Here is a 24,127-nt window from a genome sequence, read left to right on the forward strand (position 1 = left end):
CCGTCAGGGGCGCAATATTGTTTTACGGGAATTTTTCTCAGCCTGCATACCATGATTCATACCGCCGACGGCCGCAGGCACATCCTGCGGCGGCTCCTCCTCAGCCACAGTTCCATAGTGGCGGCGGATGATGGATTCTTCCAACTCCTGCTTATCTGCATAAGCCACAGCCCGCTGTGCCTTCTCCGGCACCTCATAGGGCTCTCCAAACCGGATGCCCCAGTCGAGAAACAATCGCAGTTTGACCTTCATGGGATGAACACCGGTCTTGGCTACAATAAAGCTACCCTTGGGCATGGACTTAAGCTCATCTGGCGTCATGAGGGGGCGCTCTATCATCTGGAGGGACTGGCTGGGGTCATTCTTGCCGCGAGAGATACTTCCGCTCATCACTGTGCGGCTGCCAAGTGCTTTGGACAGCTCCACAGCTGTCTGGCTGGCCGGAGCGAAACCGCCGTAAAGGTTGACCTGGCAGTTATCCACAATCACTTCAGCGCCTTCCGCACCGTAGTTTTTCTTAAGCTGACCTGTGATACTCTGTACAATGGGTACCAGCATGAGTCCTCTGGAACGAGAGGCGGAGAACATCAGCTCCAACGACTGGATGGGAGGGCAGGTGCCCAGCTCATCTGCAAAGAAGACCACTCGATTCTTGAGTCGCCCACCGTTCTCGTCGGCCACGGTGAGGATCTCACGGTACAGATTCTGGAGAATCAGGGATACCATGAAATACTTGGTCTGATCCTCCTCGGGCAGTACGATAAAGATGGCAGATTTCTCATTACAGAATTTCTCAGCATCAATGGCGGTATCAAAGCAGAGAATCTGCTCCATCTCTGAATCGAGGAAGGCATTGAGCCTGGACAACACTGTGGAGATTACAGAGGCCATGGCCTGTTCCGCAGTATTGAGAGCGGAACCTGCAAACCAGCGTGCCTTGTGGTTGGGCGGGAGTTTCTCCAGTAGAATCTGGAATTGGTTTTTCCCCTTTACCTTGGACGGGGCTAAAAGCTCCTGCACCAGCTTGAATACAGAAACGATGTGCCGTTTCTCAACCGGATTTCCATTCTCATCTTCAGTGGGCAGATACTCTGCCACCAGCAGAAACATGGCTGTCAACAGCCCCTCGGCACTGTCGTAGAAAAAGGCGTTTTGTCCATACTGGGCGCTGTCGCCGCCGCTGGTGTTGATCAGTGTCTTGGCCAGGATCTTGGAATACTTCTCCGCTTTTGCCTTTGCAGCCAAGTCGTTGGGATTGGCTTTGTAGATGTCCATATACTTGTTGATGAGATGGAGCAGGTTGTTACCATCTGACCGAGTGGGATTTCGGAGGTCCAACACAGCAATCTGATAACCATAGAAATCTTTTGCAATGCCTGCATAGTTGCGGTACAGATCTCCCTTGGTATCAGTGCAGAGAAAGGACATCCCAGACGCAAGGGCATATTCAATGTTGGGGTATAAAAAGAACGCTGTCTTACCAGCGCCGCTGGCAGCGGTGACCATGGCATGGATGTCATCAGTGTCCACCAGAGCAGTGACATGATTCTTGGGGCCTTCACATCCGAGGATGAGGCCCTGTTTTTCCGGCAGGTGCTCTCCTTTGCGCCATAGCTCCGGTTCAAAGGGAATGTGGGCGTAAGTCTGGCGAATCTCCTGCTTGGTAGCCCATCGTGCTGTCCCGTGCTGGCCATCGCCTACTGTTTTGGATTTGATTCCGTCCAGCGTATAATAGTGTGAGATAAATGCAAGTCCACCGATTACAAGAAACATGACGGCAGATACCGCAATCAGTGTGATTACTTGAGATGGCATGATTTCCTCCTTTGGTATCAGGAAGACTTAATACCAGAAGGGGGATGTTCAGGACATCATTTGTCTGCTATAATGAGAACATATCGAGGTGATTGATTTGATTTGCACGTGTGACAACTGCCACTATCTGTTTGACGCACCGGAACTGCCGGAGCAGTGTCCGGACTGCGGGAAGTGGGAGACCCGCTTGGCTACTAAAGACGAACAATCGGAATTTATCAACCGTACCACAAGCGGCAGCGATAAAGAGGAGGAATGGATTTAATCCAGTCCTCCTCTTTGCTGTTTTAGTACGATGCCATGGCTTGTGCGGCTTCCAGCAGAGCTTTTTCCTCTTTTTGCTGTCGACGAAGTTCATCTGCACAATATTTGATCGGCACTTTTGCACAGGAGATTGCAAGTTCCAGCCATGCACTGGCAGTGGCTTTCTTCTCCACTTCAGTACGAATGCCTTCCACAGCATCTTTGGCCAGCACGCTCTGGAACTCCATGCCAATCTCAGTAGCGCGGGTTTTAAGCGACCCGCGATTCTGATGCGGGTGGATATGGCTTTGCAGGAATCGGGCGCCCTGTTCCTCTGTCAGTACGGTTCCCATCTGTCGGCACTCCCGCAGTACAACAGAGAGCGCCAATGCTGACATGGTTTCCATGTGATCCATCGCTTGCTCGAAACGGCCCCAATGAAGGTCGTTCTGGTATTGCTGAAGCAAGCGCGGGATCTGGTAGGACGCCTGCTCCGGGCGAACTGCTTTACATTTGGCCCCAATCCGCTCACATATCGTTCCTGCAACAATGAGCTGAGGGTGTTCCTCTGGCGGTTGCGGTTCCAGCCCATGCTGTTCTTTCAGATCTTCGTCCCAATCTTTGTTGGTCGAACGCAGCGGAGCGGACTGCGTATAGCCATGCTTACACAGAATGTCTGTGAGCCGTCCCGCTGCCTCGATCCCAGCCGCATCATGATCCAGGCAGAGAATAATCTTTTGCAGCTTTGGATTCTGTTCCAGCATCCAGAGCATGGCGTGTTCCGCTGTACCACAGAGCGCCACATAGCTGTGTTGCTGCCAGTCCTCTGGGTACAAAGTAAGAAAAGCCAACAGATCAATAGGTGCTTCGAACACATAGAGCCGGTCACTGGCCCCAGTCCAGTGAAAGCTGTGTCTGGGATCGCATCCTTCTACATTGCCACGGTAGCTCTTGCCCTGCGTATAGATGCCTCGTTTGTGGGCGTGGCGGGCAACGCCATGTTCATCGATTCCGACGAATACGGCATTATGATACTCCTTGGTCTTATCCTTGGACAATTCCCGGCTTTCATAGATCAGCCCTTTCTGGGCGAAGGCGTTGAGGATCTCACGACTGATATGCCTCTGCTGGAGCAGATAGGCATACACCCGTCGCATTGTCTGGTTGGCGGGAGGCAAGGCAAATTCCTTCGGCTCCTCCCGTTCCTTTTTCTGCGCTGGTTGATATACCTCGCCTTTTTCACCACCAAGCAGGCGTGTCACCGCCTCGGGGTAGCTCAGTCCATAGAAGGTCTGTACAAAAGAGATAGGGCCTCCACCTTCCTCGGCCTCATGGTCGTACCACTCATTGCCGCGAACGGTAATGCTGTGATCGGATGCAAGGCGCTTGTCACGGCCGGATGGGATGAGTTTCTCACCTTGTCGCCGTAGAAATTCCACCAGGTCAACAGAGTTTGCCCGAAGCTTTTGCTCATCGGTGAAGTGGATGTAGGGCATACTGCACCTCCTACCGGTTTCTCCCTCGCAGTTTTCGATGGAATAGGACGGGCCTACGGCGGATCGGTTTTTGTTCTTTCAATTTCTGACCATTCTCTTTCTGAGTCCGCCCAGCATGGAGCAGAAATTCATTAGTGCGTTTCAAAAAATAACCTCCTTTATTGCAGACCTATCTTTGGCTCATGGTCATCTGCCTTGTGACCCTGAGCAATTTTCTTCGCTTTGATTTTTCGTAAAAGTTTTCGGTCGACAGCAACCATAATGCCACCAGAGGGCAGCTGATTCTGTTCTCGGAAAATATTGGCCAGTGAATGGAACAATGTGATAACCGCTGCAGCCGGTGATTGTCCCATAGGATCATCCATGTGCTTCAGATAATATTGAGCGTATTCATTACCCTGGTTCGCTGCCATCTGAAACCACTTGGCTGCACGATCCTTATCTTTCTCCACGCCTTTTCCAAGCAGATAGAGTTTTCCGAGAGCATACTGGGCATATTGGTTTCCATGCATAGCAGAAGCAGTCAACCAGTGGACCGCAGCAACTACATCCTTGGGAACATCCTCGCCCTGGAGCAGCAACTTGCCCAGCTGATATTGTGCGAACTGATGTTCCCGGCTCGATGCGCGTTTCAGCAGTTCCATCGCTTTGAGGCTGTCCTTCGGAACGGATTCTCCCTTGAGGTAGGCCATGGCCAAAGCATATTCCGCATGCACATTGCCTTGTTCCACTGATGCAAGTAGCCAACGAAGAGCAGAATTGGTATCCTGGGAGATGTCATCCGTTCCCTTTAACAGCAGTTTGCCTAAGTAGTACTGTGCAAACTGGTTTCCATGCTCTGCAGCGTTTGTGATCCATTTCAGCGCGGCAGCCACATTTCTGGACAGAGCGGGATCATCACTGAGATACATCTTTCCAAGAGCAAAGGCGGCAAAGCTGTTCCCCTGCATCGCCGCAAGAGTGAACAGCTCTACCGCCTTTTGAACATCTTTTTCAACACCCTGTCCGTCACGATAGATTTTACCAAGTGCGTATTGGGTGCGAGCTTGTCCAGCCTCCGCCGCCTCTGGCGGATGCGACATGCTCTGATTCATCTGCTCGTACACAAATAACTGTGCTTCTTCTGCATGTTCATCTGGATTTCCATCCCATAGATCGTCTGGGTGAAACACCTGTTGGTATTGTTCCAGCTTTACCGCTTCTAAGATGACGAGGTTCTTAATTCGCTTGAATTCTTTCTGCCCAGAGAGAGGCAGCCGCTCCGGCAGATTGTCTTTGTAGGTGCGTAGCACATCTTCCCGCAGTTCATACCACAGATTGTATGCCGCAGCAACGCGAGGGTCTTTCGCAAGCTCGTCTACAACCTCATCTACCACTGCTTTCAAATCTGCTTTCAGATACCCATATTGTTTTTTGCCGGATAAGAACCGCAGGCGGTCAGCCAGATATTGCAGGAGTTCTTCAATGTGTTTATTTTGAACTGTCCCAGACTGCATCTGGTTAATCACTTCATTGAGGACTGTCTGAGCATCCACATTCAACTCGTTTCGGCGCTGTGTCTGTTTTTGATACAGCTCCGTCAGTTCCTGACGGAAGATTTCTTTTGCCAGCCCAGACTTTATCTGCGTGATACCCTGTTTGGTCAGGAATCCTTTGGATGGATCTACACTGTAGCAGACCATGTGGACATGGGGATGATGCCCTTCATCGTGAAAAGCGGCATACCATCGGAAATCCGCCCAAGGAATCTTCATTGCCTGGGCCATCTCCATGGCATACTTGGAAAGCAACGCTTTCCATTCATCCGCCTTGTCATAACCGAGCCTGGCGGCATCCTCCCGGCGCAGTGAAATGATAGGCAGCCATACATTGCCGGGGTGCGTCGAAACCGCTTCCGCTATCTGCGCCAGCACAAGACTATCTTCCTCGCCGGTAAATAATCCGTGGGAGCCAATACGCTGTGCACGAGGACGAGTCGCAATATAGTTCAAGTAGTTATCCATTTTTGCAATGCGATCATAGTTGTCCTCCAGCGCACGGGTAATAAACTCTGATGCATTGGATCGGGTAGGTGTTGCTCGGTAGTCTTCATACTCAAACATTCCACGGCTGAGCGGAAAGTCACGGAGAATCTGTTCGATCATTTCTTTCTGGTTTATTGTAGCTGGCCATCCATTTCGACCGGGATCAATCCGGTCAACTCCACTGCGAGTCGCCATATACTGCACATAGTTTTCCAGATGTGAGCAAGCGGCAGATGTGCCACCTTTGATATAGGGACATTTGAAAATCAATCGCGGCACAAGCTGTCACCTCACTTTGCTTTATTCCTCGCCTCGCTGGTAATCAATCGCATCCTTGAAATTGATGCGGCCGTTGGTCTGCTTGACTTCACGGACAGCGCGGGCGCGGAGCTGGCGCAGATCCTCATCACTGATTTCCATACCAGCTGCCAGCACATTCATCATCATGTTGATCTCCACTGCCAGCTTGAAGAGTAGACGGGCGATTCGATTCTCACTGTCCTGAACAGTGCCGCGCATGGCTGCCACCAATGCAGGCGGCAAATACGCAGTAGCCTCCTCGCCAGAAAGATATCCCGCATAAAATTGAGCAGCTGTTTCAAGATAGTCGCTGCGGCTCTTGCAGTTATCCTGCTTCACCAGCTTATCCACGACCTCCAGTGTGGATGGATACAGCCAAACAGGGATTCTCTGCTTTGTCTCATTTGCCTTGGGAGCGGGGGTACAGTCCTTACGCATATCATTTTCTCCTCCAATCTGTAGTAAAATCATCTATGACGGGCATCTAAAAAATGTCCGCAATTGCTTGGAACACCGTATATCCTTGCATGTTCCGGCCACCTCTCACAGCCAAAAAGCAAGAAAACGGGCACCTAAAAAACGCTCCCCGACCCGCATTGCGGGGCGGTGTCAGGTGGCAGGTGGGCGCTTTGCGGCCACCTGCTTTATCCTGCATCGTTTTCAACCCCTCGGTTCACACCCCCAATACGGAGCAGAGCCCGGCCCGCATTTCAGGGCTGACTGCTATCCCTGTCGGCACACCGGCACAAAGCCCGCACACGGCGTTTCAAGCCGGTGGAGGGGTACGGATGCCAGCTCGGCGGCAAAACGCCCCACAGGGGCGCACAGCGGGCCAACAGGGCGTTATCAGGCCGGTCACATCTGCGGCGTTTCCATCGCTGTGATCTCCGATTCCATCTCTGCCGCAAACTCCAGCAGAGATTGCCCGTATTTTTCTCGGCAGTACTGGCCCATCTTGTCCAGGATCGCACTCTTTTCCTCGGCATTAAGCTGGTAAGCCATCTCGTAATCAAAGCCATCCTCACGGCAGAGGATGACTTTGAGAGCGTCGCATACCTGGCTGTTCTCCAGGTCATATTCGGCATAGATATTGAGCCAGTTGTTGTTGTCCGCCGAATCTACATGGGTTCCAAAGACCTCATCGGGATTGAAAGAGCAGTCCATGTAGAAGTTCAATCGGCCGTCGAGCTCGGAGATCTCGTCGGAGAAAATGATTTCCTCTGGACGCAATCTGCGTGAGCCGTGGAGCTCGACCGGGGCTTGCGTATGGCTGGTGAGCTGCTTGCCCTCCAGCCGGGAGAGGAAAATATTCCAGCGAACCTCCTTGTTCACATGGCCGCTCTTGTCCGCAAAGTAGGCGGCGGAGGACACATCTTTGAGCCGGAAGCTCTGCCAGCCATCCATAATATTGAGGGCGGAGAGAAGTCCTTTGTCAAAGTCGATCTCCACCAGACCGGTGACTTTGCCGAAATTCTCCAGCCTCCATGCGGCCAGCTGCTCAAACCGCTGAGGTGAAATCTCCTCTGCACCATAGATACACCGGGCGAATCCCTTTTCTTTGTCACCGAATGTGCCGCGCACATAGCGTCGCATGAGGATCGCCATATCCAAAAATTCCTGGCCGCTTTTGGTGGAGAGATAGTGTTCCTGCCCGTTCTCCGTGATGTGGAGTCCTGCATACCGGGCACTGGCTTCAGCGTTTCGCTGGCTTTCAAGCCGCTCGGCATCCAGCGCCTGTTGGATCTTCTCCTGCTGCTCCAGCGGAACACGCTGAGCGTAAAGTTCATTGAGCTGCTCCTGCATGGTTCTCTCGACGGTGGTTCCGTCTTCGGTCAGAGCCTGCTCCAGTGCGGCAAGCTGGCGCTTGTCCAGCCAGAGTTCGATAGAAACAGAGTCCAATTACACCACCTCCTCGCTCACCGCAGTGGGCGTATCGACCGGAGTGCGGGGCTGGCGTTTGATGCGGGGGCGTGGAGGTTCAGCAGGTTCCTCCATGCTCTCGATATATTCACGGGTCTGAGCCGGAACATACTTTTCGTAGAGCTTGGCGAGAAAATCCTCCAGCTCCGTTTCCAAAGTCGTTTCCTTCTTCTCTGTATAGAACCGGAGCGCCCGCAGCTTTTCCGCTTCCATGTCGATGCTGATACTTGTTTTTTTCATATACATCCTCCTCACATAAACATCTTCATGGCACTCTCTGCTCTGGCACAGTCCGCGATTGCCTGGTCATACTGGACCAACAACTGAGGGTCTACGCCAGCAAGAACCAGTTCTGTCCCGTAGGGACCGGAGCGTACAGCGGAAACCTTGGCATCCAGGAGTTCGGCAAACTGCTCCTTTCCACGGTCGCTCAGCTGGGTCAGTTCTGCCGCAGGCACCCATCCGACATCGGCAGTGGTGTGGACCAGATACACATCATGCTCCGGCAGGCCGAGTTCCAGCAGATTCCTCAGCCGGATGGCAGGCTCTTGCGCGAGTGCTTTCAGTTCCTGTTCGGGCAACGGTTTTGGAGCGAGGAACACCCTGGTCTGCGCGTGTTCGCCGCATTCGTAATCGATGCGCCGCCACTCACCGCCGCTGGCAACCTGCAACTCGCCCAGATGGCTGTACCGCCAATCACGACCAGTTTCCTTGCACCAGCGGATCACATGTTCGCTGACGCTGCCTTCCGTCCATTCAAAATTGAACAGAGTTTCACCCTGTTTTTTCAGTAGGTCCGTCCATTGGTTCCGGTCGGTAAACCCCAGACTATGCGCCACAATGGCCTGACACATGCGAATGGCCCAATCAGAAGGCTCGCTTTTGCTCTCATGTCTTTTTCTGAATTCCTCCAGCTGGGAGAGCAGTGCGAGCTGTTCAGGAGCTATATTTTTCACTTCCATCCTCCTTTCTCATCACTACGACTCGTGATTTTACCCTCCCGCTGTAGGTAGATAAGCACGAGGGTCAGTTTGTTCACCGTCCACACGAACCTCGAAATGCAGATGAGGCCCGGTGGAACGGCCGGTAGAGCCAGAGAGTGCGATGATATCTCCAGCCTCTACGGTCTGGCCTACCTGAACGAGCAGTCTGGAGTTATGACCGTAGAGCGTCGAGAGCCCATTACCGTGATCAATCATCACATAGTACCCATAGCCTCCTGCGTTGTACTGTGATACGGTGACAGTTCCCGGCAGGGCTGCCCGGATAGGTGTGCCAGTGGGAACGGCCAGATCCATGCCGCTGTGTCCTCTTGTTTCTCCGGTAAAGGGATCTCGGCGGTACCCGAACTCTGATGTCACGATGCTTTCCCAGTTTGCACCCACTGGTGAGCAGAATCCGTCTACACTGATAAACGGCACATCCGCACCAGGAAACCAATCGCCGGTCCCAGTGGCTGTGCCGTACAAAACGATGTTGTAAATGCTGTCGGCGTTACTCTGATTCTCCGGGGTGACTGTGATCCCCATAGCCGCCTCGATCCGAGCGTAGACTTCGTTCATATCAGTAACAGGAATGGCCACCGTATAGGTTTCCTCAACCTCCACTTCGTTGCCTTCCTCATCAGTGGTAGTCACTGTGCGAGTCCGCTCCTCGTAGTCTACAAAACAATCTGTAAACGCACGAATGCCACTGTCATCAGGGTGTTCTGCCGCAAAATACAGAGCATAAAAAACAGCCTTGACGCGCGTATCATCAAGGCTGTTTCCGTCCTCGCACTGGGCGTTAATTTCCTCTATTGCTCTATCCAGCTGGGCAAAGCTGCCTCTCATATCTTCGATATAGCCTCGGTACTCTGGAGTAGCACTGGAGGAAATTGTACCGCCGTGGAAACATAATTCCACGGCTGATACATTGTGCTGCGACGAGCCGGAGAGAACGGCGCAGATCAAAACCACCAGCACGATCAGCGGAGAGAGTATTGCAACAATGACCCACCCCAATGCCTTGCGGGTCTTCTCGTTTGAGAGGACTGCGACGGCTGCCTTGGCAATGGCAGCAACAGTCGCTGCGCTCATGCCGCCACCTCCTTACCGGCCGCCGGCGGAGCCGTACAGAGCTTCCTTGTAGGCAGGCGCATGCACCTCCAACAGATACCGCTCGTTGCCGCACTTGAATAGGCACACGCCGCGCTGGGGGAAACGGATGAGATTGTATTCCGCCTCCTCCAGCTGAAGCAGGTCCATATAAAACCGCTTGTCGATAGACCCGCAGTTGAAGATGAACTGGTGAGGCGGAATCGCAAACAGGGGCTTGGTCAGCTCTCGGATACCCTCTCGGTCGAAGTCCTCCAGATTCTGTGAGGCCATGATGAGGTTGGACTCTTTCTTTCGCACCCGCTTGAGGATGTTGCGGATATACTCGATGATGGTGGTTCCCACCGTGATGTTATCTGAGAGCCAGACATAGAGCTCGTCCAGCACCGCAGTGGTGTTGCCGATGGTCAGCAGGCGGTCAGACATAAAGGACAAGATATTGAAAAGCATGGCCCCGCGAACGCTGCGATTGGCCTGCAGGAGTCCTTTGACGCCGAAGACAATGAATCGGGACGAGGTCACATTGGTATGGCCGTTGAAGAATTTCGCCTCCGCGCCCTTACACATGGAGTGAAGACCGAGGAGGATCTCCTGCAGAAGTTCTGCCGTGTACAGCTGGTGAGCGTCTGCATCATACCCCTGATACTCCTCCTCAATAAGGTCATAGAGGTCGGAGAGGATAGGGTAATCCTCCGGCTTCAGGCGGCCAAAGTCGGTAGTATCACTGATGCCCCACTTTTCATACAGACGGCTGACCATAATCTCAATGGCATCGATGTGCCGGTCACTGAAATCTTTATAGGCCCGGAAGAAGTCCTTGAGGAAGGAGATGTGCTGGCTCAGGCGTGTGGATTTGCGGAACGCCTCGGGGGCGTCGGTGTCCTCTGGATCGCCGCCCTCGTCCCAGCACTTGGGTTCCAGCGGATTGATGCGGTACACGCCGCCCATCAGATCCATGAAGCAGCCACCGACCCTCTCGCACATATCCTGCTGTTCATGCTCCACATCCAGCGATATAACGGACTTTCCTGCCTCCAAAAAATTGAGCAGGAGCAGTTTGAGCAGATAGCTCTTGCCCTGGCCGGAGTTACCCAGGATCAGGATGCTGGCGGAAGTTTTGTCGTCGTCCCGCTTATCGAAATCCACCAGAATGTTGGCGCCGTACTTGTCCTTGCCAATATAAAAGCCGTGGGGATCTGTCTTTCCGCTGTAGTTGAACGGGTACAGGTTAGCCACCGAGCTTGCCGGGAGGACTCGTTCAAACTGCTCACCGAAGTGGTTCCAGCCGGACGGCATGACAGAAACAAAGCCCTCCCGCTGGCGGAGAAGCAGCCGATCCACATTGAGCTTGCTCCGCACCAGCTCCGTCAGCACATCTGTCTGTAAAAGTTTCAGGGCATCGTAGCTGGATGCGGTCAGTTCCAGAAACACAGCACAGTGGAGGAGCGGCTCACGGTTTCTGTGCATGGTAGAGACCAGGGTGACCACATCCTGTAGGTTGGCCTCGGCGGTGACTGTCTGCTGGAGATCCTCCGTGCTGGAGCGGGACATTCTGTTTCGATTGGCCGCATTATGGATGATGCGTTTTTCCTCGCTGGCAGTGACCTGCCGTGTGTAGATTCGGATGGTCACGCCGTCCATCTCACCCAGGTGACGGAGAATGGCCTGTTCGTCGGTCGAGGTGGGATATTCCCGGAGAGCCCAGACGCAGCGGTAGGTGTTGCCGCAGAGGAAGTGATCGACCTTGAAATCAATGACGGAGGGGGCGATCATATCGAGGAAGTCTTTGATACCGCCCGAGTCCGTCATGGGTGCGGGACTTCTTTTCTTTCTGGATTTATTCATGAGATACCTCCTGTCTGCGACCGTGGGAGGTATCCGCTTCCGCCAGATGGCCGTCTAAGGGACTACTCCCACGGCCAATAGGCGTTTATATAAGCGTCAGTCGTTCAGCACGATCCAACGCTCCCCATCAAAATCTTCATACTTTTCGGTGGTGGCATTTTGCTCGAAGTACACCCCCAGCATGCGCTTGGCGTCCTCTTTACCAGCAAGGCGCACCTTGAAGCCTTGGTCTTCCAGGCTTTTCTGAACCCGTGAGAGTTGGGTGCGGAAGTCGGCGTCCTGATCATCCCGGAAGCGGATCAGGACAAAAAACTCACGGGCAGTCGCCATTTGCACCTGCAACCGGTCCAGGGAACGGGCATCCGCCTCCAGCAGTCGGCTGATCACGGGAAGTTCCTCCATGGCCGCGCGTTCCCGATAGTAACGCTTGTTGTCCTCGAAGGACTCCTTAGAGTTGAGGGCCAGCATCTCGATCTCCGTCTGGCCCTTGAGGACAGTCATCAGGGCATAGATCCGTCCGCCCACCGCCTCCGGCGGCTGCACAGAGAGGTTTGTAGGCTTCACAGAAAAGAAGGCCAGCATACCGCGGGATGTCTTGAGTCCGTAATCGCTGATGTCGTTAATCCCAATCAGCTGGCGGGTTGTTTCTTTTTTCTGTGCCGCTGCCTTTTCTTTTTTTCTGCTCATACTCATAATCACCTCTGATTCTGAATTGTCTTGGTCATCCCCCAAGAATAGCTTTGCTGCTGGAGGAGAAAGTAGCGAACCGCATAACGCAGAAAGTCCAGAATGCTGGTGTCGTCCATACGAATGGAAAGGAATGCGTATGCGGCAGTCAGCACGATAGGGACAAAGAAGCCGAGTTGTGAGAGCGCAAAGACAGAGATCAAACTGCCGATACCGATGATGGCGAGATCCCGCAGCGCCCACAGCCAGAGTGTGGCTTTGGATTTCAGATTATCGGGATAAATGTACATGTTTCACCTCACATCGTCATGCTCATTCCAAACCCCTGTTCATCCTGTTCGGGGTCGAATTCCTGATCCTGCACTTCGTCCGGGCCTTGTTCCATCGACCAAGATTGGAGTTCCTGGGTCACCAACCCCACAACGAAGGCCCGTTTGGATACGCCATTGTGTGCCTCTACATACTGCTCAACGCGGTGGAAAAGAGATTCGGGCATAGCAATTGCCAGCGTCCGTTCTTTCTTATTGTCCTGAAGGGTCGCATCCTGGAGCGGTTCCTCGCCCTGCTCCCACTGGTCCAATGCCTGATTCAGAAGGCTCTGGACAAGGGCTTTTTGTGTGAGGGGCGAATGAGCATCCAGGTAGGACTTCAGCTGCTGAAACATGTCCTCTGAGATCTGGACGGCCAGAGTACGCTGTTCCTGTTTCGCTATGGTAGGCTGGTCCAGATAGGCGGTGAGTACCTTGGTGAGGTACTCACCGTTCGTCATTTCAGGGTCCTTGCCCTCCATCAGCCGCTTGTGAAGCGACTCGGGGATTAATCCGCAGAGGTTTTTCATCGGTTCCATGATTGCATCTCCTTTCATAATAATTCAAGCTGTTTGTGCTGTGATTGCCCACGCGATTCCTTGCAAAACATAGTCGACACAAGGAATCGCCACAGAGTTGCCCAGTGCTTTATAGCGCGCGGAGTCGGAGGCACCCTCGATATCAGTCCAACCATCCGGGAACCCTTGCAGGCGCTCACATTCCAGCGGGGTCAGGCGTCGGATCAGGAGAACCAGTGTTTCATTTTCTGGCTTTGAATCGTTCTGCGCCTCGCCAAGATTCATAACCAAATCGGTCGCATCCTTGTGTTGGCGTGCGCTCTGTGTGCTGGCTACATCATCGTCTTTGAATACATCCACGCGCTGTCGGCTGAACACGGCATGATGATCGGTGGCGGTAAGGGTGTAGGCTATGCCTTGTTGATACCCAATTCCGTTTCCGCCATTCATGGGTTGACGGTCTATCGCATTGCCGGTAATGCAAAAAGTGTCATCTCTCTGCGCCACGAGTGGAACATTGTTTCCGCCCGTACCGTAGCGTGCAGACATTGTCGGCGCAACCTTATGGGGACCAGTATACCGGGCGTCAATCCCATGGTTTTCAAAAAGTGTTGGCGTTTCCGCTTCCCGCTCAGCGACGACCAGAGGTTGATTATTTCCCCCCATGCCAAAGGTAGCAGATACTGTCTGCGCCGCATTGACTGGCCCCAGGAAACGGGTATCTTGGCCATGGTTATCAAAAACCAGCGGCTGATGTCCATGTTCCTGTGCGCGAAGTGTTCCAGTAACATCCTCACTGCAAGCCATCGCACTGCCGCCCTGGTCGTTAAGGCAGAGAATTGAGGGCATGCAATTTCCGCTGGCGGTTCCTTTCAGCGTAGGCGCAACCTCCTCGCCGTATCCAATACTTCCCGCTGAGGAACCTGCGCCCGCAGAAAAACCAGCTGTCAGAACACATGGATAGCCCTGTCCAGCTTGACCGCCACCGCCGCTGAGTGAGGTATGGCGTTCCGGTGAGAGGAAACAATCTCCGTTACCTTTAGCAGTTATGCCTGCAACAAAAGTCTGCTGTTTCATTCCAGGCTGCGCTCCGAGTGCAGCGGCCACATCGTGGAGATCACGCACCTCATCTCTTTGATTTGCGGCAAAGGCGACCACAGGTCCGCCTGTGACAAAAGTTTGCATTTGCATATTTGTGGTCGCCATGAGTGCGCCGGAAACTCCGTGCAAATCAATACCTTCATCTCTTTGATTAATGTGGTAGGCTTTTAAATCAGATACTTCCTGACTTACTGCCATCACTCCTGCCTGTACCTGCAAAGCCTGTTTGAGTTGGAATGGAAGTTCCTTCCCTCTGGCATCCGCTCGGCGCAGGATTCCCAAGCAGGCTGTCCTGCTCAAATAGTATTTGTGGGGCGGATCGTCCTGCAAAATCTGCGACAAGGAAGATTCTTTTGCGACGCTGGGCGACACCCCAGTACTGAGCGTCCATGACACGCCAAGCCAGGCTGAATTGATCTCCCAGAATGATTGCCCCAGCAGATTCCCATGTCCCGGAGTCAGGTCGAGGCACTGAACAGGTACTGTCTTTAACTCTAACAATTTCCTCCAAGACAATACGGAAGTCCTCGCCTTTTGGGGTTCCGCTGGAGAAGGCTCCGGGTACATTCTCCCAGCACATATATCGAGGTCGAACAGCGTGAGCTGTTCTACCGCGTCGCTCATCTGCATCCCTCATTTCTTTTACAATTCTGATCTGCTCCATAAACAGGCCGGACCGAGCCCCGGCAAGACCAGCTCTGGCCCCCGCCACGCTGAGATCTTGGCAGGGTGAGCCGCCGGTGATGATGTCCACCGGTGGCAGATCGGCGCCGTTGAGTTTTGTGATATCCCCGACATGGAGCATATCCGGGAATCTCAATCGAGTGACTTCAATGGGAAACGGTTCGATTTCGCTGGCCCACAGCGGGGTTATACCGTTATGGATCGCTGCCAGAGGAAAACCACCAATCCCATCGAAGAGACTCCCCATGGTGGGCATCAGGTCATTCCCAGTCCCTGCCCTGAAGCAGTGACCTGCTCCATCTCAGCGGGCAGCTGTTCTTTCTGAATTTCGTGAGCACCGATGTTCTTTACTGGAATGCTCAGGTGATTGGCCTCGGAAATTTCCCGTGCCATGCCGGAACTAATCCTGTCACCGCACACCCATAGTTCATCACACCGCCGCAGAAGCTGTTGTCCAAGCCGGAGACCACGCTCTCGCTCTGCGGGATCACTGTCATCCAGCATCTGTGGATACAGAAGGTGGACCGCAATCGGAATATATCCCTGATGGATTGCATAGCGGCAAGCTCTCCGTGCAAAGGCTACATTTTTCTCGATGTCTCCAGCATAAGGCGAGGCAATATAAATCAACTTGCTTTCTCTCATTTTGCCGCCGCCCCCACTGTCTGAACAACTGTCCGAGTGGTGTTGACCGCCGTCTGCGCGGCATAGACTGCCGACATGATGTTGGCGCGGGTCGAGGTATCTAAGCCAAAAGCCCCACAGATCCGAGGTACCTCACCGGCAGAAAGCATGAGTCCCAAGCCGAGGAGCGCGTGGTCTTTTAGAACCATAAGTCCGGCAGTTAGAATCGTAGCCTGTAAAAAAGTCGTGAGACACAGGCCGATGATCTGCTTACACCACTGCACAAATCCATCCATGTAACCACGAGGTACAGAGAACATATACAGTGAACCAACCGCAATTTGGATGAGCAGGATGCCACCTCGTTTAAGATTAGAAAAGAAGCACTTGATGATGGCGTAGCCCATCATGATAATGATAAAGATGACCATGATAGGGCTGGTGATACTACCGATACCACCGAAGACGCCGGAGGATGCTACCGACCCAATATCAACTTCCTGCAAAGAAGTGATGATATCTGTGGAGAGTACATCAAATCCTTCGCCATATCCTGTGATCCCAGCGGTCAAGCTGGCCTGCAAGGTAACAGAGAGTTTATAAAGCTCCACTGGCACCAGTGTAAAACAGCCCACGGCCATAAATCCCTTGATGGCATTGAGGGCGGCGTCTTTCACATTTGCTCGGCCGGTTTGACACTCGATTCCCACTTCGAATACAGCGACAACCAGACCGACGCCATACAATGCCCAGCCCAGATAAGAAAAGAAGAGAACGATGGACTGCACCCACTCCATATCAAAGAGTTCCACGCCCATGTTTCCCATAGCTGCAAAGAAATTGCCAAAAAAGCCTACGAGCTGACTGTAGATCCAGTCAATGAGTTGGTCCATCAGTCCGCCAAGGAAAAAGTCTAAAATAAACATCTGGTCGTATCACCTCTTTCTGAAAAAGGAGAGGCCGTGCCAGTGGTGATTTTTGACTCCTGACCAAAAGGCGCAGGGGCCGTGACTGAGCACGGCCCCTGTTTTTGTTTACTTCCCGGAGTTTTAGTGGTCAGCACATCTGAGGAATATTCTCCTGCGCTTCCTCCTGGTTCTGAAATATCTGCAGATACTCATCCACAACGCCAGCCAGAAGTTTGTAATCTGCCTGTTCCGGCTGGTACACATACCAGCTAACTTTCCCATAATCGTCCCAAAGATGAGGGATCACCCCATCCGAAAAGTTAGGGTTGCTGACCATTTTCTTTCCCAGCAAATCACCAAAACGGAGAATGTTGATATCTACTGCACCGTCAATCCGGTTTAACACGGTCAGTTTGAGCGCGTTGTACTGGTTGGCGATGTTCAGAGAAACAAATTCCAGCTTGGCTCGCAGCTCTGGGGCAACCTGAATATATGCGGCCCTGCCCACATAGGTGGTATGCGCTGCTTCCTTACTCTGCGAAAGGATTTTTTTCAGTTCCATCTCAAATGCATTCATGGTTTGCTTGACACCTCCACATTCCTTTTCGACCATGTCATACCGTTTTCGGACCACCTCATTGACTCACATCCCCAGAATGGTCCACACATAGGTGGGGGCGGTCAGCGTGAACAAGAGGCAGGCAAAGAGGATTGCGGGTGCTGTCCATTCGAACTGGCCATGCTTGCGGTAGTCGAAGTAGGCCATACCCAGCTTGGCGAAGAAGAATACTGCAAGGATCAGATCAATGACCGGGAAAACGACATTGTTTACAACCGTCTTGATCTGATCCGATGCATCGTTCCAGGTACCTTCAATGGCACCCGCCACATCGCCGGTGCCGGCGGCAAAGGCCGTGGTACTGAGCAGGCAAACTGCCAGCAGGAGGATCAGAAACATGCAGAAGAACTTTTTGTACTTGGACATAAAAAACCACCTTTCTTTTGGAAAGAAAGGCCGTAGAATGCAATCCAAGACATTAAATTAAGGCAGGCTGTGGAGCTGCATCCCACGGCCCGCTTTACGGAATTACATGGATATCGACATATCTTTTTCTATTTCATTCACAGCATTTTGCGTATCCTCCTTCTGATTCTGATCCTCAATCTCGGCAATCAAGTAAGTCAGCCAAACTCAGTTTACATAGAAATGGAAAGATTGACGCTCTGAATTTCTTCCGGTGCAAGTAAGGCTTTGACTTCAATGATTTCTGGCTCGGGCCAGAACTTCAGGTCGCCTCGAAATCCCAGCTTGAGATTACTGAAATTCTCGGCGGCCTTTAACAATTCCGGCGGGGTGCCAGGGGGCATTTCCTGCATCCAGCGGACCCACTCGCCGTTCTGATATCGCGGCTTCAAACGAAGAATCACATAGTCCTCCGGCTGAAATTTAGGATATCTGCCAATACTTCCGCCCAGTTTCACATAGGGTTTTCCCTCGACCATAACGGTGGCCCGCATGAGCTCCAGTGTATCGTCCAGCGTTGAACAGAACCAACACTCCGCATCTCCCATGCGTTTGATCCTGCCATCTCGAAGAATGGAGGCAAGGTTATCCCGCCGGGTGTAATGGAACAGTTCCTCGGGCCTGTCAGTTATACGGACATATCCCATGCGGCACCTCCTGTTATCGCATCGGCGCTATATGCCAGTCATCCCAGAGATTCCCGCTGATTGTGAGCGTGTCGCTGAGATTGACAGAGAGCATCCCCACCGGCGTCCAGCAGTCGATTACCCATGTGTTGACGGTATAGGCACCGTCCGGATACCAGATAGGTGTAAAATGAGTGCGCCGGTTGTAGGTACTATATTCGTTTGTCTGGAATTCCAAGCGAGAGGAGGATGAGCTGATTGAGACACGATCCAGCAGCCGCCAGAACGAGTCGTAGTTAAATTCCGGGAAGTAGCTGACCGCATTCTGAAGGGCAGTAGTTGCCGAGCGTTGGGAGCTGCTGACTCTGGCGGTGACCACTTCATTGATTCCGTAGCCGGATTTCATTGTGGTTCCGCTGGCAGTGGGGTTCATTGTATCGGGGGTAATAGTCATGGAGGCACTCAGACTGGCGCTGTAGCGGTCCAGGTCAAATTCCCACCATCCGTGGTCACACCAGTATCCGCTATCCTTGCCAGTGCTGTGCCACACCCAGTACGCATACCACCACGGTCGCCATATGCTCCACTGGGCTGATGTCTTTTCTGCTCTGGATGGTACTGCAGACGGTGAAAAGGAATCATTGCGGTCATCCGCCACTGGGTTGGGTGGTGGATTTTCATCAAGGTCAACAATCTTGCATTGGATGGTGCCTTGTGCGGAGCCTGGACCGGATACGCTTACTGTAATGGTTACATCCTGCGGCGTATCAGGCGTTGTCCACCGCACCCATGCCAATTGGGAATCTCCGTCCGGGTAATAGACATTGCTGACGGTATAAGTCGTTCCGAGAATGTTGAACCGAACGGTAACAGGATTATCGGGATCGCTCTGCCCACCACTGACTTCCACGGCTGTGATGACTTCGGTATTGGTCCGATACTCATAATCGTAGGTGGTGATGGTCGGTTCTTCAGGCTGTTCTTCAAATCGAACAATGCCAAGCCCCAATGAAGATTTGATGGCCGAATTGGTGGCATGCTGGGTTGTAGAGCCGGACCATGCGGGGTACCCCAGGTCTGCCGTTTCCAAAAACATCGAGAGTGGCAGGTTCTTGTGGGTCAGGCTGCCCATCCATGTTCGCAGGTGACCGCTGACGACTTCGTCATACATCGCTGCCTCAGTAGCCGTTGTTGCGATCATGACGCCTTCATATTTGTAGTAGGCAATGGGTTCAAGGAGAATTTTATACTCACCGCCAATGAGCGTCTCGTAATCCATTCCTGTCTGTTCGGCAATCAACTTCACAGCATACTCGGAGCAAAAATACCGTTTGATTGCTTCAATGTTATTGTTTCCATTGGTGCTGATGATTCTGGGAATTGGCTGAGCAGGGTTCTTGTAGGAATATCCACCTTGAACAGGTGACAAAGCTGCTCCACCGTTATACTGGATTTTGCTTACTTTTCCAAAATGATAAATACCTGCAGCTGGTTGCTTATTCGTTAGATCGAAAGGCGTGGTCACAACCGCATGATCACTTGCTCGGACAACGGTAATCCGGACGCCTTCATTGCCGGGATTCCAACTGCCATGGCTCGTTGCATTGCCCATGCTCCCGCCGCCACCGTCTATATTGCCAGATCCACCGGTTCCACCTTCGGCAAATGCCGGGACACAAAGGGCAGTCAACATGATGGCAAACGACAGCAGGACACTGATAATTCGTTTCATTTTGCCTCCTTTCAGGCAATAAAAAAGCACAGCCGAAGCTGTGCTTTTCTGCCATATTGATTGGATCAGCCCATTGTGCCGACCTGTTTGTTGATATCGCCATCGCTGTCGATTGTTCCGCCCTGGTTCCCACCGGCGTTGGGGACATTCTCGAAACCGGGCAACCCACCCCCAGTATTGGTGGACGGCTGCTGGGGCGGCTGGTAGTTGTCGTGGTCCTCAGGAGTAGGGGTTCCCTCGACCGGAGTGCCGTCAGGTTTTTGGCTGGCGTCGGTCAGTGTCTCCTCGTCAGGCTTCTCCGGCACCTCGGGATCTGCTTGGATGGTTTGTTCCGTTCCGCTTGAGATTGCACCGTTTCCAGCATTTGTGCCGGTGTCATTGGGCGAGGTCTGGGGATTGATGGTGAGATCATCCTCACTGATGTCAGAAGAGGCATCAGGATCGGTAGTGGGATTGCTGCTGTCCGGATCAACCACCACCTCATCCTGTTGGGAGCTACTGGTGGGAGGTAAAGCGTCAGTAGCCTTTTCTTTCGTGAACTGCTGGGCAATCACGAACACCAGGATTGCACAGATCACAAGACCGCCAGTAATGGTCAGCCACTTTTTTGTACTGTCTTTCATGGGTATCCTCCTTTTCTGTGAGTCGGCTCTCAGGCCGATTATTTCATTCGGCTAACTTGGTATAGCGGCTGATTGATACACTTGGTATCATTTTCCTACACCGTATACCTCTTGTCAACTCGAACCCTACCACAAAAGAGTGCGGAAGTCTATAATTGCATCGGTTACAAAAGAGAGATTTTTAACCGCCTGGTCAAAAACGGGGTGTGTACCCGGCGCTTACTTTTACGGTCATCCGCATGGGCGGTAAAAGCCTGCCACCAAAGGAAACTGGCACCTCCAGCTCGATTTCACAGTCAGCAATCAGCCGGTTGCCAGCACTGTCGGCCGATGCGAAGGATGCGTTCTGAAGGTCGACACTTAGGTCCCACACGCGAAACTCCATTTTGCCATCCTCTGTATATTGCACATGGTAGCCGCTCTGATTAGTCAGGTTCAAAAGGGCGTCCAGTCGGCCATAGATGTCGCCGTAGTCCAGTGATTCTTCAAAGTCTCCGGCCATAGGCTGATAAGCACCAGAGTAGCCCTCACGCACCCCATGGTACACATCGTCATAGTTGTCGTTGACGGTAGAAATGACCGCCTCCTGAACAGCATCCCGGACCCCCTGCGCCACGATGAGGAGACGGAGGTATTCACTGACACCGCACAGAAGGATCACAAGGGAAAGCGTGACGGCGATAATCAACGGAAAGGAAATGCCCCGGCGGTCCCTGATTGCTTGTTTGAATCGACTCATTTCCAATACACCTCACTTTTTCCCGTCGCCTCGGAGCGGAGGGTGATTGGAAAGCTGCCAAATCCGGCAAAGAGGCCCAGGTTGGTTTCATAGGTCAGGACGACAGTAATCTCTTGGTTGAGCTGGATGCGGCCCGTGCTGCTCCAGCTGATATCTGGGTCCAGACCTGTCTGCTCCCGCAGTGACTGAGCCCGGCGGGTGGTTTCAGTTCCTATGCGGCCATACAGCTCTGCCTCACGCACAAGCTCTGTAGCAAAGGTGTCCAGCTGCTGTTTGGCGATGTAGACAGGCATGATTTTAACAGCCAGCGCAATGACCAGCATGGCGCATATCACCAGGACGCAGACATCAATGTAGCCTTCGCCGCGGCGGGAGCGCAAGACTCGTTTCAGCACATGTTCACCTCCATTTCCGGGGGACTCTGCGTCTGCTCAGGGGATTCCGTCAGGAGATACCACACACCATTCTGCCGGTTTGCCGACTTGACCGTCTGTGTGAGGATCTCGTCGGCAGAAACCTCCATAGAAACACCCGCCACACCGGGGTGCGACTTTATGCCGTGTCCGTTGAGCAGGCTTTCCGCCTGCGCCTCCGTCAGAGAAACATAACCGCAGGGTGTCATCAGTGAAAACACTCCGCCCTTGTGTTCCATCAGGAAATCTCGGACAGTCGCGGGGGCTTGGCCTTCGCCAAAATCCTGTTGAAGCGTCCATACGCAGTGCTGAAGTTCCTCTTTGTGAGAGTTGTCCGCACCGTTTTCCGAGATCCAGCGGTCGGTGACATACCCCAGAGGATCGTCCAGATCAAGCAGGAATTTTGCGTCCTGCGTAGTAATAGCATCGTCGAGATTGTCACGAATCAGTCTCGCAGCGGCAATGGTTTCGGCGGCATCCACCAGCTGCGCCGGATCAGATGACATCCACTGTTTGACCCGCCGCTCATAATCTGCACTGATTTTTTTCTTCAGTTCATTTTTATAGTTCATGAAATGGCCCCCTTTCTTAGAACATTCCGCTAAGGGAGTTCAGAATCTGGAAGATAATGATGGCCAGATAGGTCACCAGGAAGCACATGAGCAGGATGAAGGAGAAAACCCGAATCTTGGGCGGGATCTTCATCGCCTTCGCCTTTAGCCGCTGGAGTTCCAGTTGTTTCATGTCATGGGCGAGCATTTGGAAGTAGTGGACGCCATCGTCTCCTCGCAGCACACCAATGAGTCCTCTAACCACATCGGAGAGTAGCGGCGAATTGAAGCGGGCCTCAAAGCGGGTCAGTGCTGCCTCGTAGGAACCAGAGCGCATATCTGCGGTGAGAATGTCAAGCTCGGCAGCGAAAGTGGCTCCTGCGTTCTGCTTGTAGTGTTCCACCATGCTCAGCACATCACGGCTGTTGGCCAGCTCTTGTGTAATCGTGGCCACAAATCGCGGCAGTTCAGACTCAATCTCATCCCGCTTGCCAGACAGTTTTTCATCTGCCCGGCGAATCTCCTTGAAATAGACCATTACCGCCAAAAGGATCACGACCAAGGCCAACAGCGGGAACAGAAATAAGCAAGGGATCACGCCCAGCATCACCGCTGCGGCTTTCACAATGGCAAAAGCGGTATATTCCTCCGGTGTCATGCCAAGTCCAGCGGCATTCAGCGTGTTTTTCAGACGGCTGTACTTGTACTCATCCATGTGGATATGAGGGGCCAGTTTGACAGCCCAGCCCATGAGCAGTACATCCGTGGTGCGTGCCTGCTTTTTTTCCTGGCGGCCGGCAGAAAGCAGCGCCTTTTGTGTAGCAAGACGAGGCAGCTTGAACAAATCTGCCGCGATAAAAAAGAGACCAAGCGCCAGAGAGGCACCGCACAAAATCAATAAAAACTCCATAGCGTCACCTCTTATATTCGATGGGCTGAGTCAATTTGATGACTGCGGCTGTACTGACAAACAACACAGCCGCACAAACAGCCAAGATGATCTGTCCCATCGGCGTGTGCATCAGGATATCGTACCATTCCTGATTGAGAAAATAGAGCAGTGGGATATTGCCGAGAACGAGGATCTGCATAACAATGAACTCCTTGCGGGGTTCAAAAACCATGTTTTCCAGATCGCCATTGACGATCCGCATATCGCTCAGCTTGGCGACAATAGGCGTCAGAGTAGTCTTCATACCACGATCATAGCGGCATGTCAAAAGTGCGGCCACCCATTCCCGGAAGACTGCATTGTCGATCTTGGTGCTGAGATCCCGCAGGGCGGCATCTACATCCGGATCGACCAGCTTAATTCTGGTCAGAAACTCGGCAAAGGCGTTTTTGACCGGTGGATTGAGGTATTCCAGATTCTCCTCGACTGCGGTCTGGATGTCCTCATTACGGAGATAGGATGTGGTAATGATGGAAAGTGCTGTTTCCAGTTCTGCGGAGATTGCCTTTTTGAAGTAGGCCGCAGTTAGCTTGATATACCAAAATGGGATGAACATCATTCCTGCGGCCAGGACAGGAACGAGGAAGAAGTTGCCGAGGAGAAAAGCGAAAGATGCGCCCACCAGAAAGAGCAGAAGAGACATAGCGCAGATTGCCGGAAACTTTGCCTCTCGCCCTGTCATGCGAAGAATATTTTGGCTCTCCTCGATCTCCCGGCGCAAAACAAATTTTTTCTTGCGCTGCGTGGACTCGTTGATCTCGTCCCGGAGGCTCTTGGGCTTGCTGGTAATCTGCCGGAATACCCCCTCGGTAAAATCCGAGGGGGTGATGCCCAGAAGCACGAAAAAGCCAACTACCATGCCAATGCAGGCCATAAGCTGTATGGTCGTCACACGGGT

25 protein-coding genes and 1 pseudogene are annotated in these 24,127 nt (G+C 52.7%); all 26 read right to left on the minus strand.

Features of this window, described 5'->3' with window-relative positions; genetic code table 11:
• Positions 1-3 precede the first annotated feature (3 nt).
• A complete protein-coding gene (locus tag INF37_RS05575) occupies positions 4-1,815 on the minus strand; it encodes a type IV secretory system conjugative DNA transfer family protein (protein WP_055270367.1) in 1,812 nt (603 codons plus the stop codon).
• A 287-nt stretch (positions 1,816-2,102) separates the two neighbouring features.
• Positions 2,103-3,554, minus strand: a complete 1,452-nt coding sequence (locus INF37_RS05580) for a DUF3991 and toprim domain-containing protein (RefSeq protein ID WP_193537003.1) — start codon at positions 3,552-3,554, stop codon at positions 2,103-2,105.
• A 158-nt stretch (positions 3,555-3,712) separates the two neighbouring features.
• Complete coding sequence (gene mobP3, locus INF37_RS05585) at positions 3,713-5,857, minus strand: MobP3 family relaxase (RefSeq protein ID WP_193537005.1); 2,145 nt, start codon at positions 5,855-5,857, stop codon at positions 3,713-3,715.
• Positions 5,858-5,878: 21 nt separating this feature from the next.
• Positions 5,879-6,316, minus strand: a complete 438-nt coding sequence (locus INF37_RS05590) for a hypothetical protein (protein ID WP_235964230.1) — start codon at positions 6,314-6,316, stop codon at positions 5,879-5,881.
• 417 nt (positions 6,317-6,733) lie between these two features.
• Positions 6,734-7,777 (minus strand): hypothetical protein, encoded by a 1,044-nt coding sequence (locus INF37_RS05595; protein WP_055270357.1) that lies wholly within the window; start codon positions 7,775-7,777, stop codon positions 6,734-6,736.
• Positions 7,778-8,038, minus strand: coding sequence for a DUF6103 family protein (locus tag INF37_RS05600; RefSeq protein WP_087187179.1), 261 nt, complete (start codon positions 8,036-8,038; stop codon positions 7,778-7,780).
• An 11-nt stretch (positions 8,039-8,049) separates the two neighbouring features.
• Positions 8,050-8,760: a hypothetical protein gene (locus tag INF37_RS05605; RefSeq protein ID WP_193537007.1), complete on the minus strand. Its 711-nt coding sequence runs from the start codon at positions 8,758-8,760 to the stop codon at positions 8,050-8,052.
• A gap of 30 nt (positions 8,761-8,790) precedes the next feature.
• On the minus strand, positions 8,791-9,876 hold the full coding sequence (locus INF37_RS05610) for a M23 family metallopeptidase (protein ID WP_193537009.1): 1,086 nt from the start codon (positions 9,874-9,876) through the stop codon (positions 8,791-8,793).
• Positions 9,877-9,888: 12 nt separating this feature from the next.
• Positions 9,889-11,739, minus strand: a complete 1,851-nt coding sequence (locus INF37_RS05615) for a VirB4 family type IV secretion system protein (protein WP_172711397.1) — start codon at positions 11,737-11,739, stop codon at positions 9,889-9,891.
• 96 nt (positions 11,740-11,835) lie between these two features.
• On the minus strand, positions 11,836-12,426 hold the full coding sequence (locus INF37_RS05620; RefSeq protein ID WP_055270349.1) for a hypothetical protein: 591 nt from the start codon (positions 12,424-12,426) through the stop codon (positions 11,836-11,838).
• Positions 12,427-12,434: 8 nt separating this feature from the next.
• A complete protein-coding gene (locus INF37_RS05625) occupies positions 12,435-12,716 on the minus strand; it encodes a hypothetical protein (protein WP_055270348.1) in 282 nt (93 codons plus the stop codon).
• A gap of 8 nt (positions 12,717-12,724) precedes the next feature.
• The gene (locus INF37_RS05630; RefSeq protein ID WP_193537011.1) at positions 12,725-13,273 is read right to left on the minus strand and encodes a hypothetical protein; all 549 of its coding nucleotides are present in this window, start codon (positions 13,271-13,273) and stop codon (positions 12,725-12,727) included.
• 24 nt (positions 13,274-13,297) lie between these two features.
• A complete protein-coding gene (locus INF37_RS05635) occupies positions 13,298-14,977 on the minus strand; it encodes a DNA cytosine methyltransferase (protein WP_408004144.1) in 1,680 nt (559 codons plus the stop codon).
• Positions 14,919-15,293, minus strand: a pseudogene (locus INF37_RS15670) (DNA cytosine methyltransferase); the annotation flags it as partial. The pseudogene INF37_RS15670 and the gene INF37_RS05635, both read right to left, overlap by 59 nt.
• On the minus strand, positions 15,293-15,682 hold the full coding sequence (locus tag INF37_RS05640) for a DUF7768 domain-containing protein (RefSeq protein WP_193537013.1): 390 nt from the start codon (positions 15,680-15,682) through the stop codon (positions 15,293-15,295). The gene INF37_RS05640 and the pseudogene INF37_RS15670, both read right to left, overlap by 1 nt.
• The gene (locus tag INF37_RS05645) at positions 15,679-16,587 is read right to left on the minus strand and encodes a conjugal transfer protein TrbL family protein (RefSeq protein WP_055270342.1); all 909 of its coding nucleotides are present in this window, start codon (positions 16,585-16,587) and stop codon (positions 15,679-15,681) included. Before INF37_RS05645 ends, INF37_RS05640 begins: the two co-directional genes overlap by 4 nt.
• A 130-nt stretch (positions 16,588-16,717) precedes the next feature.
• Positions 16,718-17,146, minus strand: a complete 429-nt coding sequence (locus INF37_RS05650; protein WP_193537015.1) for a hypothetical protein — start codon at positions 17,144-17,146, stop codon at positions 16,718-16,720.
• A 66-nt stretch (positions 17,147-17,212) separates the two neighbouring features.
• Positions 17,213-17,554 carry a DUF3852 domain-containing protein gene (locus INF37_RS05655; RefSeq protein WP_055270341.1) on the minus strand — a complete coding sequence of 114 codons (342 nt, stop codon included), beginning with the start codon at positions 17,552-17,554 and terminating at the stop codon, positions 17,213-17,215.
• A 212-nt stretch (positions 17,555-17,766) separates the two neighbouring features.
• Positions 17,767-18,240, minus strand: coding sequence for a hypothetical protein (locus INF37_RS05660; protein WP_055270340.1), 474 nt, complete (start codon positions 18,238-18,240; stop codon positions 17,767-17,769).
• Positions 18,241-18,253: 13 nt separating this feature from the next.
• Complete coding sequence (locus tag INF37_RS05665) at positions 18,254-19,951, minus strand: hypothetical protein (protein WP_055270338.1); 1,698 nt, start codon at positions 19,949-19,951, stop codon at positions 18,254-18,256.
• A 65-nt stretch (positions 19,952-20,016) separates the two neighbouring features.
• Positions 20,017-20,574: a DUF6550 family protein gene (locus INF37_RS05670; protein WP_193537017.1), complete on the minus strand. Its 558-nt coding sequence runs from the start codon at positions 20,572-20,574 to the stop codon at positions 20,017-20,019.
• A 193-nt stretch (positions 20,575-20,767) separates the two neighbouring features.
• The gene (locus INF37_RS05675; protein ID WP_055270334.1) at positions 20,768-21,313 is read right to left on the minus strand and encodes a hypothetical protein; all 546 of its coding nucleotides are present in this window, start codon (positions 21,311-21,313) and stop codon (positions 20,768-20,770) included.
• On the minus strand, positions 21,310-21,705 hold the full coding sequence (locus tag INF37_RS05680) for a DUF4320 family protein (RefSeq protein ID WP_207730453.1): 396 nt from the start codon (positions 21,703-21,705) through the stop codon (positions 21,310-21,312). The genes INF37_RS05675 and INF37_RS05680 overlap by 4 nt, the downstream gene beginning before the upstream one ends.
• Positions 21,702-22,298 (minus strand): hypothetical protein, encoded by a 597-nt coding sequence (locus INF37_RS05685; protein WP_193537021.1) that lies wholly within the window; start codon positions 22,296-22,298, stop codon positions 21,702-21,704. Before INF37_RS05685 ends, INF37_RS05680 begins: the two co-directional genes overlap by 4 nt.
• Positions 22,299-22,314: 16 nt before the next feature.
• Positions 22,315-23,187, minus strand: coding sequence for a secretion protein F (locus INF37_RS05690; protein WP_193537023.1), 873 nt, complete (start codon positions 23,185-23,187; stop codon positions 22,315-22,317).
• A gap of 4 nt (positions 23,188-23,191) precedes the next feature.
• Positions 23,192-24,121, minus strand: coding sequence for a type II secretion system F family protein (locus INF37_RS05695; protein ID WP_055270327.1), 930 nt, complete (start codon positions 24,119-24,121; stop codon positions 23,192-23,194).
• Positions 24,122-24,127: the final 6 nt, after the last annotated feature.

It is taken from the genome of Pseudoflavonifractor gallinarum (assembly GCF_014982855.1).
GTDB lineage: Bacteria > Bacillota > Clostridia > Oscillospirales > Oscillospiraceae > Pseudoflavonifractor_A > Pseudoflavonifractor_A gallinarum.